We start from the raw sequence: 14320 nt of genomic DNA on the forward strand, positions 1-14320 counted from the left end.
AAAAATTCTATTTTACATAATATAAATTATAGTTTAAAACATGTAATTTATATTGTAACCAGATAATAGTTTGTATCTAATTGATTTTTAAAACTATAAAATACCTTTTATAAAGTGATAATCTAAAAATTTAGCTCTCTGAATTTCTTTCCAATCGCAAGAGATAATTTATTTTTATAATCTTCAATTAGCCATTCGCGATAATTCTTACTGGTTTTTCCAAGACAGCTGATGAATCGTTTTACACGGCTTTCGATATCGTCTGATAATAATTTTGAAAGCGCTCTGGCTTGATTCAATTCTTTGGAATTTTGGACACACATTAAAGCATGCTGATCGATGGATTTTTCAAGGACTTCCTTAGAGCGTTTGTTTTGTGCAATCGTTTTTTTGAATTCTTCTTCGATGTCAATTGTGATGTCTTGAGTTTTGGCAAACATTTTACGAATCGCATCAGGCATTACATATTTAAAATTAGATTCAATTTCAGAATCATCCCTAAGGCTTTCCAAATAATATTCAGGAGACCTGAAGATATGCTGCCAATCTACAGGATCATTCCACAATCCGAAACGCAGAGCATTATTTCCTAAATCGATAACGGTAAAATTATCCTTATGAGGTAGTTTACGCGATCCACGGCCAATCATTTGGAAATACAGCGTCAATGATTTGGTAGCACGATTCAATATGATGCTTTCCACTGTCGGTTCATCAAAACCTGTGGTTAGGATTCCAACTGAAGTCAGAATTGCATCCGGAGTTCTTTTAAACCATTGCAGGATTTCTTTTCGGTCTTCGACTGAAGTTGTGTTATCCAAATGCCTGATATCAAATCCAGCTTCCCTAAAAGTATCATATACATATAAGGATGTATTGATTCCGTTATTAAAGATCAATGTCTTCTTACCTGATGATTTTTCAGTATACGCATGGAGCAATTTCTCCTGCATTACCATGTTCATATACAAATCGTCAGAAGATTTCACGGTATAATCGCCATTGATGCCAACCTTTAACGAAGTTAGCCCAACATCATAACTATAGGTTGTTGCTTTAGCCAAAAAACCTTTATCTATAAGCGATTGAATAGTGTCGCCAACAATAAGTTCGTCATAATTCTGATGCATTGGAAGCTTAATATTGGAGCTCAAAGGCGTTGCTGTAACACCTAGTATGAATGATTTCTTGAATTGGCTCAATAATTTTCGGAACGAATTATAATGCGCCTCATCAATGATAACCAAACCAACATTGTCAATCATCAGTTTTTCATCATTCAGACGGTTTTTCAAGGTTTCAACCATCGCCACAAAACATGAATATTCATCCTGATCAGGCAATTCCTTGATATTACTGTTGATGATTTTATTTTTGACATCAAATCCTTTAAGCATTTTTGAAGTCTGCTTGCAAAGTTCAATTCGGTGTGTAAGGACAACAACTTTTTTGTTATGTTGTGCCAGGTAACGTCTTACTATTTCTGAAAAAATTACCGTTTTTCCTCCACCAGTTGGCAGTTGATATAATAAGTGATAATCGCTTGGAGCGTTATCAAGCTTGTCAAAAATTTTGTCAATATCTCCCTTTTGGTAGCCATAAAGCTCCTTTTTCTCTTCAATTTCGGTAATAAAATCTTTGTGAGACATGGTGATTTTTACAATTTTGCAAAAGTACACCTAAAAAAGAGTTATCTCAAAAATTTAATCGCTTATTTACAAAAAGTTATCATCAAATTTTTCGAGTAGTTCATTGAAATCATACTTATTAACCCAATTCTGACGATTTGCTTCTTCCTTGATCTCCACTACTCTATCCAAAAACTCATTGATGATTCCGTTTTCAATCATAAAATTGAGCGCCTGTTGATAAGCGGTAAACAGGCTTTTAAAGAAAGATTCGTACTTGATATACCGTTTTGAGGAAAAACGCTGAGCAGTTTCAATGGTAAACAGCATTAAATCAGCAACCAAAGTCACATCAACGCCTAGTGAAATAAAATGTTTGATAAATTTTTGGGCTATAGAGCGTCGCATTTTGGCTTTTCGTCCTTTCATTGGGAAATACTCATTGGCAATTTTGACTTTGGCTTCACCAATCAGTTTTTCTTCATTGGGATTGAAGGCAAAATCATAATAGACTTTCACGTCCCTGAACTTCTCGTATAATTCAAACAATTGCTCTTCCAATTGTTCTTTGCTGAGTTCCTTTAGGTATTTTTTTAAATCGCGCTTGCTCATAGCAACAAAAGTAAATTACTTTATTGTTTCTTCCTTATATAATTAAGGATATTCGTTATTTTTGCAACATAAATCATATAGCATGACCAAACTTTTCAAATTCGCTGCCATTGCCGAAGGCATATCTTATCTAGTATTATTTTTTAATATGTTAGTCATCAAACGTTTAAATCCGGAGTTGTACAAATCCTTATTGTTCCCAATAGGAATGGCTCACGGATTATTGTTTATTTCGTATGTGGTCTTGGCTTTCATTATATGGAAAAAACAAGGTTGGAACCTAAAAGAATTTTTAACTGTACAGGTTGCGTCATTATTACCATTCGGCACTTTTTACATCGAGAAAAAATACCTAAAGCATGCATAAAGCTGTAGAGAAAATATTCAATTGGTGTTATCCGCTTTTAAAGAAGCTGGAGTTGGGCGAAACCATTTCTGCCTATCTAAGCCTTGCGGTAAATATTTTCATTCTCGCTGTTTTGTCCTATATCATTTATTTGATTTTCAGGTTTATATTGGTAAGGACTATGATTATCATTGCCCGAAGAACCAAAACAAAATTCGATGATCTATTGGTTTCCAACAAAACGGCAAAGTATACCGCACACTTAATTCCGCTGTTATTCATTTATAAATGTGTTCCGATTATCCTGGAAAATTTTGTGTATTGGGAAGCCGTTTTCGGAAAACTGGTCGGAATTTATATTGTGTTATTGAGTTTATGGATTATCAAAACCATCTTCAATGCGCTGCGTGATTATTTAAAACAGGATCATAAATACAGTGATAAACCGATTGACAGCTACATTCAGATTATCATGATCGTGTTGTGGATTTTCGCCTTCATTTTTGTGGTTTCCAAAATGTTTGAAATCAATACTGCAACAATGTTGGGAACCTTCGGAGCCATTTCTGCAATCATCATTTTGATATTCAGGGACACTATTCTTGGATTTGTGGCCAGCGTTCAGGTTTCGTTAAATGATATGGTTCGGATTGGCGACTGGATTACTTTTGACAAATTTGGCGCTGATGGCGATGTCATTGAAATCAACCTGGCTACTGTAAAAGTGAGGAACTTTGATAATACTACCACAACTATCCCAACCTATAGTTTGATTTCCGACTCGTTCAGGAACTGGCGCGGAATGTTGAATTCTGATGGAAGGCGAATCAAAAGGCATATTTTGATTAAAGCCAATACCATTCGTTTTTTGGGAGAAGAAGAACTAACGGAATTAAAGAAAATCCAATTGGTTTCGGGTTATATTGAATTGCGCCAGACAGAAATTGACAAGTTCAATAAAACCCATGGCATTGATAAATCGGTTTTGGTCAATGGAAGGAACATGACCAATTTTGGTTTGTTCCGAAAATACATCACGCAATATTTAAGTCAGTATCCCGGTTTAAATAAAGATATGATACTACTTTGCCGTCAGCTGCAGCCAACACCACAAGGAGTTCCGTTGGAAATTTATACCTTTTCAAATGACAAACGCTTTGAGAATTACGAATACATCATGGCTGATATTTTTGACCATATTTTTGCATCAATAAGCTACTTCGATTTGGAAATTTACGAAATGCCGTCCGGGAAAAGTGATTTTGTGGAATAACGGTTAATATTTGCATACAATAAAAAAGTTGATTATTAAGTGGAAACATTTATATTTGTAACGATTTAACATTTCATTAAATAATCATAAATCAAACCTTATGAAGAAAAGCTTACTATTATTGATGACATTTTTATGTTTTTCATTAACTACAAATGCCCAAAAGAAAGACAAAAAAAATAAAGCTCCTCTAGATCTTATTGCCGCAGAACCAGACAAGGAACTAACTGGAGAAACTTTCAACAGATGGTCACTCGAAGCTGAATTTGGTACGGCCAAAGGTTCGAAACCTTACACGGATGGATATTATGCAAACAATCCTGGTAAGTTTTTTGGTGGAGTGCAAATCAATCATTATGGTATTGGTGCAAGATATATGTTTAGCCCAAAATTTGGTGTTAAGGCAAATTTGAATGTCGATAATCTTCAGGAACAAAATAATTCAGGCAGCCCTGCTTTTCAAATGCAGCATCACCAGTTCTCTGGTGAAGGAGTTGTAAACCTAACCCGATTATTTGATATCCAGAAACAAGCCGGAAGATTTGGTTTATTATTCCATTTAGGTTTCCAGATTTCTCGTATGACTCCTCAAATGGGACCTCAGGACAAAACAGAATGGAATGGTGGTCTTGTAGGTGGAATTGCTCCACAATTCAGGATATTGAATAATGTGAGCGCCTTTTTGGATGTTACGGTAAACTCAAATGTTAGGCAACATTACAATTGGGATGGTACAACCTTCTCTGATGGAAAAAATAACTTGACAGGTAGTTTATTCAGAACTTCATTAGGTATTTCTGTTGCATTAGGTAAAGGCAAAATGCATGGTGACTGGGCTATTATCCAGGATAAAAATGATGCTAAGTTAGATTCGTTAAACAACAGAATTGGCGAAATCGAAGAATTGATGAATGACAGTGATAAAGATGGTGTGCCAGATTACTTAGATGCTGAACAAAACTCTATCGCTGGTGTTGCCGTTGATACTAAAGGTAGAATGGTTGACAAAAACAACAATGGTGTACCGGATGATTTAGAGAAATATGTTAACAATACAATTTCGAATAATAACACTGCAACTACAAGTGCTGCTACAGAAAATGCAGTATTGCAGCTTATCAACGATGGTTATATTGCAGTTTACTTCGATACGGCTAAATCAAATCCAAACTCTGCATCAGCAAGCAATATCGGATTTATCCTGAACTACCTGAAGAGCAATCCAAGCAGGACTGTTGATATCACAGGTTATGCTGATGAAATTGGCGGAACAGCTTACAATAATAAATTATCAGGTGACAGGGCTCAGGCTGTTAAGGCTATCTTGACAAGAGCCGGTATTTCAGAATCAAGAATAACCATCACTCCTAGAGGTGAAGATGACTCTGTAGACAAGCAATCTGACTGGGCTAGACGACTGGTTCGTAAGGCTGTCTTTAAAGTAAAATAATTAACAATTGATTATTGATAACTATAAATCAACCCCTGTTTTTCAACAGGGGTTTTTTTATAACTTTAAAAATATCTGATACCCTAAAAACATACCCCATGGAAGCTAGAGATAACAATGTCCTTGAATTAAGAGGCGAAGCCTTAGGAACAATAACCAATCAATCTTCCGCAGAGGAGATATTTCAAAATAAAACCCTACGCCCCATTTTAAAGCTGCAAAACGATTTATTCATTCAAGTGTTTATCAATTATGCCGTAAAACAGAAAAGCGTATTCTTTGGGCTTACACCTGAAAAAAAAGAAGCCTATATAGAAAATGTAATCCATCGTGATATTAAGTTCCGTAACTCTTTAAAAGGGATGGTGATTGCTTTCTTTACGCTGGATGAATATGCCGAATACATTCAAATATCTTCCAATCTGAACAAGCGTATGATGAATATGCTTATCGAACGCCTGAAAAGCCAGCTGCAGCTTATTGAACAATAAGTCGGTTATTGCCAATTATTAAAATCGTCCATTGATTTTAAACGTTTTTTTAAGGATAATTTAAAAACTAAATATCTTTAAAAAGTATATCGTAATAGTTCGGTATTGCTCAATTTTTATGTATTTCACAACATTTTTTTCATTATAATTGTTAATCTAATAACAATTTATGAGAGAAGAATATTTTAAATGGCATTCGCCCAATTTAAATCGTGAAATTGAAATGCTTGTTTTTGGACATGCCGGTTATCCGGTCATCCTCTTCCCTACTTCTATGGGAAGTTACCACGAAAATAAAGACATGGGATTAATAGAAAGTGCCCGCTGGTATATCGACCAGGGATTGATCCAGATATTCTGCCCCGATAGTATTGATAAAGATAGTTTCTATAATAAATTCATCCATCCGGTACACCGCATTCAAAACCACGCCTGGTATGACAAGATGATCTGCCATGAAATTGTAGAGCGTGTAAAAAACAATACCGGTGCCGGAAAAGTAGCGGTTGCAGGATGCAGCTTCGGAGGCTATCACGCACTCAACTTTGCTTTCAAGCATCCTGGCTATGTAAGCCATATGTTTTCGATGAGCGGCGCCTTCTCCATAAAAAGTTTTATGGATGGGCATTGGGATGATGATGTATTCTACAATTCTCCCGAAGATTACCTATACGGATTGAATGATGGCGAGTTGTGGAATATGGATATCATTTTAGGGACTTCCAATTGGGACATCTGTTTTGACGCCAATTTAAAACTAAGCAAAATCCTTTCTGAAAAAGATTTGCCACACTGGCTTGATGTCAGGCAGGATAAGGAACACGATTGGCCCGTCTGGAAGGAGATGTTCCCGCATTATTTATCGCGGATTAAGTTTTTTTAAAATGAGTACTATAAATTAAGTAAGTAGTACTCCAAACTAAATAACTAGTACTATAAATTAAGTAGGTAGTACTCCAAACTAAATAACTAGTACTCCAAATTAAGTAAATAGTACTCCAAACTAAATAACTAGTACTCCAAATTAAATAAGTAGAACTCTAGATTAAATAAATAGTACTCCAAACAAAATAAGCAGTACACTAAATCAAATAAGTAGTAAAGAATTATATAAAAGATAACAAAATGAAATCGAAGATTCACGAATTCAAAAAAAAAATATAAAATCATGAGTAAAAAGATTGGAATATTATTCGGAATGGAAGACACATTTCCACAGGCATTCATAGACAGGGTTAATTCGAAAGGAGAAAAAGGAATTGTAGCCGAAGCAGTTTCCATTGATAAGGTGGTACAGAATAAAGGTGGCGAATATGCCGTGATTATCGACAGGATTTCGCAGGATGTGCCTTTTTACAGGGCATTTTTAAAGAATGCTGCGCTAACGGGAACCAACGTAATCAACAACCCGTTTTGGTGGAGCGCTGATGATAAGTTTTTCAATAATTGCTTAGCAGATACTTTGGGAGTTCCACTTCCCAATACCGTAATACTGCCCTCGGCTGAACATCCAACAGATACTACTTCCAAATCATTCCGAAACCTCAAATACCCAATGGATTGGGAAGGCATTTTTGCGTATATCGGTTTTCCTGCTTATATGAAACCTTATGCCGGTGGTGGTTGGAAAAATGTTTACCGTTTGGAAAATATGCAGGAGTTTTGGGAAAAACACCAGGAAACCGGACAATTGGTAATGCTTTTGCAGGAAGAGATTGTGTTTGAGGATTATTACCGTGTGTATTGTTTGGGATGTAAAGATGTCCGCATCATGCCTTATGAGCCAAGAAATCCGCATCATTTAAGATATGTTGTAGAAAACCCAAATACCGATAAAAAACTGATGGCAACCATCAAAGATTATACACTAAGGCTTTGCAAAGGATTGGGCTATGATTTCAATACCGTAGAATTTGCCGTTCGTGATGGAATACCGTATGCAATCGACTTTGGAAATCCTGCACCTGATGCCGAACTGACTTCTGTTGGCGCAGAGAATTTTGAGTGGGTTGTAGAAAATGCGGCCAAAATGGCAATTGCAGCAGCCAAAAAACAAAAACCGGGACAAACGAATTTAACCTGGGGAACATTTATTAAAGATTCAGCAGCACATAAATAAGATTGCTACTCAATAAAAAGGAAGAATGATGAAGAGAAAATTACCCATATTTACACTCGGTGTAGAAGAAGAATACCAAATTATAGATCCGGAAACGCGTGACCTTCGTTCGCATTTGTCCAAAATTGTTGATGGTGCCAAAATCATTTTAAACGAACAGGTTAAAGCAGAAATGCATCAGTCTGTAGTTGAAGTTGGAACCAACATCTGCAAAAATGTCTGCGAGGCCAAAGACGAAATCCGTTTCCTGCGAAGCAAGATTATTGAGTTAGCAGACAAACAAGGACTTGTTGTTGGCGGTGCCGGAACGCATCCCTTCTCGCGTTGGCAGGACCAGCCCATTACCGATGATCCGCGTTACCATCATATTGTAAATGAATTGCAGGATGCAGCGCGTTCCAATCTAATCTTCGGGATGCATTGCCATGTTGGGATTGAGAATCGTGAAATTGGACTGCAGCTGATGAACCAGGCGTGTTATTTCCTGCCGCATATTTTTGCATTATCCACAAACTCACCCTTTTGGGAAGGAAGGAATACAGGCTACAAATCCTTTAGGACCAAAGTATTTGACAAGTTTCCGCGTACTGGATTGCCGGAGTATTTCGACAGCGTTCAGGCGTATGACAATTACCTGGAAACTTTGGTCAAAACAAAATGCATTGACAATCCAAAGAAAATATGGTGGGATTTGCGCCTGCATCCGTTTTATGACACAATTGAATTTCGTATTACAGACATGATGCTGACCGTTGATGAAGCGATGTGTGTGGTTTCGGTAATACAGGCGGTTGTTGCCAAATTGTACAAGCTTACGATGGCCAATACCAGTTTCAATATTTATCGGATTGCATTGATCAAGGAAAATAAATTCCGCGCAGCGCGCTACGGAATCGACAACCACATGATTGATTTTGGTTTGCAGAAAGAAGTTGAAACTAAAGGCCTGATCCTAGAATTGCTCGAGTTTATTGATGATGTTGTAGATGAATTGGGAAGCCGTAAACACATTGATTATGTTCATACTATACTAAACGAAGGAACTGGAGCAGACAAGCAATTAAGGGTCTTTGAACAAACCCAGGATTTGACCAAAGTTGTTGATATGATTACCAGCGAATTCACAAAAGGATTATAATTGAAAATGTATATTTGCCAAAAATAAAATAGCATGAGCCACCAAATCAGGATAGCGGTTTTAGACATGTATGACGGAGAACCCAATCAGGGAATGCGTTGCATCATTGACATTATCAACAGATTCAATCAAATCGTTACGTTTCAGATTTTTGACATACGCGGAAAAAGTGAATTCCCGGATATCAAAAAATTCGATATTTATATTTCTACCGGCGGTCCGGGAAATCCTTTGGAAGGTGACGGCAATTGGGATTTAAAATGGTACGATTTCATCAACCAGATTTGGGAATGGAACAAAGAACAGAAAGTAAAGAAACACGTTTTGTTTATCTGTCATTCGTTTCAAATGGCCTGCCACCATTTTGGCTTAGCCGAAATCACCAAAAGGAAATCAACCTCGTTTGGCGTAATGACCATTCACAAAACCGAAGCCGGAATGAACGATTCCATCCTTGAAGGTTTGAACAGTCCGTTTTATGCCATTGACAGCCGCGATTATCAGGTAGTGCAGCCCAAGTTGAGCATCTTTAGCAAAAAAGGCGCAATGATTATCGCATTGGAAAAAATCAGGACACACAAAGAATACGAAAGAGCGATTATGGGAGTTCGTTTTTCGGATGAATTTGTCGGATTGCAATTCCATCCCGAAGCTGATGCCTTGAGTTTTATCGCCAATCTGAAAAACCAGGAAAGACGCGAAAAAATTATCGAAATGAAAGGAAAACAAAAATTCCGTGATATGCTCGAGGATTTACTCGATGAAGACAAAATCTATAAAACCAACGAAACGATTATCCCAAACTTCCTTCGGGTTGCCATTAATGATTTGATCAAAACCAAAAAAGTGCTTTCTAATTAGTTTTGAATGAATACAAAATACAGACATCTTTTTAACGAGGCTTTTTCGGTTGAAAAATACAAGGATCTGATTCAGGATATTAATTCCGAGTTTGATTATGAAGTAACTTTTCGAATAGGTGAATCGCCTTTTTTCATTCGCAACGAATTGAAACAACAGTTAATCGAGGGCTGTAACCAGGTAATTGATTTTATCAAAAGGGATGATTTCAGAAGTCTAACCAACAGGGCGCTGGAGCTCAACCGCAAGGTTCCCAACGAAGATAACCACACTACCTTTTTGGCCATAGATTTTGGGATTTGTGAAGAAGATGGTAAAATTGTGCCTAAGCTGATTGAAGTACAGGGCTTTCCGTCCTTGTTTAATTTTCAGTATCATTTGTCCAAAAAATTTGTCAGCCACTACCCTTTCCTTTCCGAATTGACACCATTCCTAAACGGTTTGAATCACGAAAGCTATTTGAAATTGGTTGAGGAAGCCATTTGCAACAATCATCCCAAGGAAAATGTTATCCTGCTGGAGATTGAGCCCGAAAAACAAAACACCAAGATTGATTTTTATTATTGCCATCGGGATATCGGGATTCCGATTGTCTGCGTAACCGAATTAATCCAAAAGGGAAAACAGTTGTTTTATAAAAACGATAAAGGCGAAGAGATTTTGGTAAAACGAATTTACAACCGCGTAATTTTTGATGAACTGGATTTGCGCACCGATTTGAAACTGAATTTTGATTTTTCTTCGGATGTTGATGTCGAATGGGCAGGCCATCCTAATTGGTTTTTCAGGATCAGTAAATTCATCCTGCCGTATCTTAAAGGAAAATATTTCATAGAAACCACTTTGCTTTCCGACATAAAGGAAATCCCAAAAGATTTGGAAAATTATGTGTTGAAACCCTTATTTTCCTTCTCGGGAAGTGGTGTAATCTTCCATGTCAAAAAAGAGGATATTGAAGCCGTTATCGAAAAGGATCTATACATACTTCAGAGAAAAGTAAACTACAAACCGATTATCCAATCGCCAAATGGCAAGGTAAAAGCTGAAGTCCGCATACTGGCAGTTTGGAAAAAAGATGCACCTTCCCCTACTCTTGTTACCAATTTGGTTCGTCTGAGCCGTGGCGAAATGATAGGCGTAAAATTCAACCTCGATAAGGATTGGGTTGGTGGAACAGTTGGGATGTTTGAAAAGTAATTATTTTGAATTAAGTTAAATACTGCTTCTTAATCTCCAAAAAGGTCTTTTCTGTAGTAATCAATTCGTTGATAATTTCTTTTCGCAACGCGTCCAAATCGTCGTATTTCAAATGTTTCGCCCAATCGGTTTCATTTAAAACCTGTTTGATTGTCCTGATAGCCCTTGCAGTTTCCTTGGCATTGCGCAGTATGGTTGTTTTTTGATTTTCCAAGGTTTGCTTGTGGTAGAAATTGACATCCTTGGTGTCAAAATCCATCTTGATGTAAAACAATTTTGAGGAATCATCATTCGAATAAAAATCAGTCCAGTTTGCAAAAGCCACTGTGATGTTTTGGTTTTTAAATTCTGCCAAAGGCATCAGGCGCCAATGGCAATCGGCAACCCTTCCCCAGTGATTTGATATCCGGTATATTCCTATTGGCGTAAAAATATACTGGCTTCCCGACTGGCTGGTATAGCTGATTTTCAAATCCTTTATTTCTGCAGGCAGGACTTCATTCCAGATACAGAATGTGTGCTTGTGGAAATTAAGCCTGCTGTAGATTTTATTTTTCACTTTTAATGTAGTTTTTTGACGGCTTCCTGTTGGGCTACTGTGGCAAAATCGCGAATCAGCCTTTCGGCATAATCATCAAGCAATTGCCTAACTCTGGTATCGGAATCACTTTTGACAATCAAACCGGCATGATATTCCAAAGGTACGCGAAAACAAACTTCACCGTCATCAAACCCCGATAAATCAGGATGTTCAAATTTGGAAAGCGTCAATACGATTCCGGCAAACTCCTTTTTCACTGCAGGTAATTTGTATTCTTTTCCTTTGACTAAGCAGTCTTCAATTTTAGCCCACTCTTTCCAAAGATTTATATCGGAAGCCGCATCAACCATTTCGGCAAGATGAGCCCCACCAACACGCGAAGCGGTTTCAAGGAAATAGATTTTCCCGTCATCGTTGCATTTGATAAACTCTGTATGATTGGCTCCATGCATCATTCCGAAAGCCTTGAGCACTTGTGCGTTTATCTTTTTGATTTCCTTATCGTCCTTAGAGTCATACGGAATGTTGGCGCTTCTGAAAATTCCTCCGCCTTGTGAGATTTCCATTGGCGTTGCCAAATATTGTGAGGTAATTGAAAATACTGTTTTTCCTTTCCAATTCAGTCCGTCACAATGATATACTGCGCCGGGCTTGAATTGTTCTACCAAATATTTCATACGGTTGTTGTCTCCCAATTGATGGATTTTCTCCCACAGTTCTTCTTTTGAATACACTTTCATGATTCCCGATGCTGAAGCTTCTGATCGTGGTTTTAAAACCCAAGGAGGCGAAACGGTATCGGCAAACTGATTGATTTCTTCATCGTTGAATAACGAACTAAATGCAGGAATCGGAATCCCGGCATCCTTGGCTTTCATCCGCATCGCAAGCTTGTCACGGAAATACCTTCCTGTAGTCTGACCCATTCCATCGATTCGGAGGTTCTCTCTGAGGAAAGCAGCTTTCTCCACATCAAAGTCATCCAAAGCCACAATGCCATCAATCTTTTTATGGCGCATCAGGCTTCCAACTCCAGTCAGTAATTCGTCCAAATTCCAATCCATATCCTGACCGGGCATGAAGTAAATCTCATCAATATAATCAACAGCCCAGGGTTTATCACGCAGCTTTTCCGAAGTAATGAGATAAACGCGGTTTCCCTGCTTTTTTAAATTGGTCAAAAAATCATTCCCTTTGAAATAATTGGAAACACAGATGAAATTTTTAATTGGACTTTCCATATTATAGATTTTCAACAAAATTAGTAATTAAGTGTACTCCGTAAGCTGTGGCATGTTTTGTTTTGGCAAACTCTGAATCAACAAAGGCAACTCCGGCAATATCCAAATGTGCCCATGAAGTATGTTTGTCTGTAAAGAACTCCAGGAATTTTGCTGCAGAAATCGCTCCTGCAACAGGTTTACCCGAATAGTTTTTCACATCGGCAATCTCGCTTTCAATATCCGGAGTGTAAGCATCCCAAAGTGGCAGCTGCCATAAACGTTCGCCTATTGCATCTCCTGCTTTTTGCAACGCTTTGGATAATTCTTCGTTATTGGTGAACAATCCGGCACATTCATAACCTAAAGTCCCAACAACACTTCCTGTTAAGGTAGCCAAATCAACGACAGTATCAGGTTTATGGTTCTTTATCAAATAAGATAACCCATCAGCCAGGATTAATCTTCCTTCGGCATCGGTATCAATAATTTCAATGGAATGCCCGGCATAACTCTGAATCACATCACTAGGTAAAAACGATTGTGCATCAACCGAATTTTCACAGGCTGGTACAATCGCCGTAATCTGAACCGGCAATTTCAAAGCAGAAATCAACTGCATTGCACCAAGAACAGCAGCTGCTCCGGCCATATCGCATTTCATCTGCACCATTCCGGCTACCTTGATGTTCAAGCCACCAGTATCAAAGGTGATTCCCTTGCCGACCAAACCAACATGCTTTTTGGCATTCGCCGGTTTGTATTCCATGATAATGAACTGTGGTTCCTGCGCACTGCCTTTTCCAACAGAAAGAAACGAATGCAGGCCAACGTGCTCCGATTTTTCCCTTCCGAAAACCGTTACGTCAAAACCATTGGCTTTACCCGTTTCGGTTGCCCAATTGGACAAGTATTTAGGTGTGATTTTATTTGGCGGTAAATCCACTAAAGCCAAAGTTTCGAGTTGGGCTTTGGCTATTTTAATGGCTTTGCCAATTGTTTCCTCAAAATCAGCATTGGCAATGTAATTCAGCTCAAAGTCCGCATTTAAAATAGGATGTGCTTCTGTTTTTTTGTAGTGGCCCAAATTGTAGGTTCCCAATAATAAGCCCGAAACAGCAGCTTCCACCTGATTGTTATTGAAACTATCAGGAAAAACCAAAGCTACTTTTTTCCCGAAAAGGTCTTTCTGTTTCGCTGCGATTCTCCTAAAAATGGTTTTCAGCGATTTATAATCCAAATCTTTTCCAAGACCAATGAATACATGGGTTGAATCGTATTTCTCAACTAAATAATGCGTATCCTTTTTTCCGTAAAACACCTGTGAATAAACCGAAACTCCGTGATATTCAATTGGAACTATGCTTTTTGCAGTGGTTTCAAAAACGGGGATTAATATCGTTCCTGTGAAATTATCTAAATTTTGTATTTTTTTTACCTTCAT

Annotated in this window: 14 protein-coding genes; 9 read left to right on the forward strand and 5 right to left on the reverse strand. The window is 37.7% G+C overall.

From position 1 onward, the window contains the following. Positions 1-122: 122 nt before the first annotated feature. Together L1S31_RS07375 and L1S31_RS07380 are read right to left on the reverse strand one after the other, a co-directional pair. Positions 123-1649 (reverse strand): DEAD/DEAH box helicase, encoded by a 1527-nt coding sequence (locus tag L1S31_RS07375; RefSeq protein ID WP_236464062.1) that lies wholly within the window; start codon positions 1647-1649, stop codon positions 123-125. Between the two features lie 66 nt (positions 1650-1715). Further along, positions 1716-2240: a DUF6155 family protein gene (locus tag L1S31_RS07380; RefSeq protein ID WP_236464064.1), complete on the reverse strand. Its 525-nt coding sequence runs from the start codon at positions 2238-2240 to the stop codon at positions 1716-1718. Positions 2241-2322: 82 nt separating this feature from the next. Between L1S31_RS07380 and L1S31_RS07385 the strand changes: the two genes are divergently transcribed. The 9 genes from L1S31_RS07385 to L1S31_RS07425 all read left to right on the forward strand — a co-directional run bounded on the left by L1S31_RS07385 (position 2323) and on the right by L1S31_RS07425 (position 11115). Beyond that, positions 2323-2607: a DUF3817 domain-containing protein gene (locus L1S31_RS07385; RefSeq protein WP_236464066.1), complete on the forward strand. Its 285-nt coding sequence runs from the start codon at positions 2323-2325 to the stop codon at positions 2605-2607. Continuing rightward, positions 2600-3859, forward strand: coding sequence for a mechanosensitive ion channel family protein (locus L1S31_RS07390; RefSeq protein ID WP_236464068.1), 1260 nt, complete (start codon positions 2600-2602; stop codon positions 3857-3859). Before L1S31_RS07385 ends, L1S31_RS07390 begins: the two co-directional genes overlap by 8 nt. 100 nt (positions 3860-3959) lie before the next feature. After that, positions 3960-5309, forward strand: coding sequence for an OmpA family protein (locus L1S31_RS07395; RefSeq protein WP_236464070.1), 1350 nt, complete (start codon positions 3960-3962; stop codon positions 5307-5309). Between the two features lie 98 nt (positions 5310-5407). Continuing rightward, complete coding sequence (locus L1S31_RS07400; RefSeq protein WP_236464071.1) at positions 5408-5800, forward strand: glyoxalase; 393 nt, start codon at positions 5408-5410, stop codon at positions 5798-5800. Between the two features lie 169 nt (positions 5801-5969). Then, positions 5970-6683 carry an esterase family protein gene (locus tag L1S31_RS07405; RefSeq protein ID WP_236464073.1) on the forward strand — a complete coding sequence of 238 codons (714 nt, stop codon included), beginning with the start codon at positions 5970-5972 and terminating at the stop codon, positions 6681-6683. Positions 6684-6968: 285 nt separating this feature from the next. Then, the gene (locus tag L1S31_RS07410; protein WP_236464075.1) at positions 6969-7919 is read left to right on the forward strand and encodes an ATP-grasp domain-containing protein; all 951 of its coding nucleotides are present in this window, start codon (positions 6969-6971) and stop codon (positions 7917-7919) included. Between the two features lie 25 nt (positions 7920-7944). Further along, positions 7945-9057, forward strand: coding sequence for a carboxylate-amine ligase (locus L1S31_RS07415; protein ID WP_236464077.1), 1113 nt, complete (start codon positions 7945-7947; stop codon positions 9055-9057). 33 nt (positions 9058-9090) lie between these two features. Continuing rightward, positions 9091-9918, forward strand: a complete 828-nt coding sequence (locus L1S31_RS07420) for a type 1 glutamine amidotransferase (protein ID WP_236464079.1) — start codon at positions 9091-9093, stop codon at positions 9916-9918. Between the two features lie 6 nt (positions 9919-9924). Continuing rightward, positions 9925-11115 (forward strand): hypothetical protein, encoded by a 1191-nt coding sequence (locus L1S31_RS07425; protein WP_236464080.1) that lies wholly within the window; start codon positions 9925-9927, stop codon positions 11113-11115. A 10-nt stretch (positions 11116-11125) separates the two neighbouring features. Here the strand turns inward: L1S31_RS07425 and L1S31_RS07430 are convergent, their stop codons facing one another. Genes L1S31_RS07430 through L1S31_RS07440 form a run of 3 tightly spaced genes read right to left on the reverse strand, consistent with a single transcriptional unit; the run spans position 11126 to position 14320 of the window. Further along, positions 11126-11674 (reverse strand): hypothetical protein, encoded by a 549-nt coding sequence (locus L1S31_RS07430; RefSeq protein WP_236464082.1) that lies wholly within the window; start codon positions 11672-11674, stop codon positions 11126-11128. 2 nt (positions 11675-11676) lie between these two features. Beyond that, positions 11677-12897, reverse strand: coding sequence for an ATP-grasp domain-containing protein (locus L1S31_RS07435; RefSeq protein WP_236464084.1), 1221 nt, complete (start codon positions 12895-12897; stop codon positions 11677-11679). 1 nt (position 12898) lies between these two features. Next, the gene (locus L1S31_RS07440) at positions 12899-14320 is read right to left on the reverse strand and encodes a leucyl aminopeptidase family protein (RefSeq protein ID WP_236464086.1); all 1422 of its coding nucleotides are present in this window, start codon (positions 14318-14320) and stop codon (positions 12899-12901) included.

It is taken from the genome of Flavobacterium wongokense, assembly GCF_021608265.1.
Classification (GTDB): domain Bacteria; phylum Bacteroidota; class Bacteroidia; order Flavobacteriales; family Flavobacteriaceae; genus Flavobacterium; species Flavobacterium wongokense.

Bases quoted from the DNA above. Each gene is read 5' to 3' on its own strand.
- L1S31_RS07390 (WP_236464068.1), top strand. From the start codon at position 2,600: ATGCATAAAGCTGTAGAGAAAATATTCAATTGGTGTTATCCGCTTTTA.
- L1S31_RS07420 (WP_236464079.1), top strand. From the start codon at position 9,091: ATGAGCCACCAAATCAGGATAGCGGTTTTAGACATGTATGACGGAGAA.
- L1S31_RS07410 (WP_236464075.1), top strand. From the start codon at position 6,969: ATGAGTAAAAAGATTGGAATATTATTCGGAATGGAAGACACATTTCCA.
- L1S31_RS07385 (WP_236464066.1), top strand. From the start codon at position 2,323: ATGACCAAACTTTTCAAATTCGCTGCCATTGCCGAAGGCATATCTTAT.
- L1S31_RS07440 (WP_236464086.1), bottom strand. From the start codon at position 14,320: ATGAAGGTAAAAAAAATACAAAATTTAGATAATTTCACAGGAACGATA.
- L1S31_RS07415 (WP_236464077.1), top strand. From the start codon at position 7,945: ATGATGAAGAGAAAATTACCCATATTTACACTCGGTGTAGAAGAAGAA.
- L1S31_RS07435 (WP_236464084.1), bottom strand. From the start codon at position 12,897: ATGGAAAGTCCAATTAAAAATTTCATCTGTGTTTCCAATTATTTCAAA.
- L1S31_RS07375 (WP_236464062.1), bottom strand. From the start codon at position 1,649: ATGTCTCACAAAGATTTTATTACCGAAATTGAAGAGAAAAAGGAGCTT.
- L1S31_RS07400 (WP_236464071.1), top strand. From the start codon at position 5,408: ATGGAAGCTAGAGATAACAATGTCCTTGAATTAAGAGGCGAAGCCTTA.
- L1S31_RS07405 (WP_236464073.1), top strand. From the start codon at position 5,970: ATGAGAGAAGAATATTTTAAATGGCATTCGCCCAATTTAAATCGTGAA.
- L1S31_RS07425 (WP_236464080.1), top strand. From the start codon at position 9,925: ATGAATACAAAATACAGACATCTTTTTAACGAGGCTTTTTCGGTTGAA.
- L1S31_RS07380 (WP_236464064.1), bottom strand. From the start codon at position 2,240: ATGAGCAAGCGCGATTTAAAAAAATACCTAAAGGAACTCAGCAAAGAA.
- L1S31_RS07395 (WP_236464070.1), top strand. From the start codon at position 3,960: ATGAAGAAAAGCTTACTATTATTGATGACATTTTTATGTTTTTCATTA.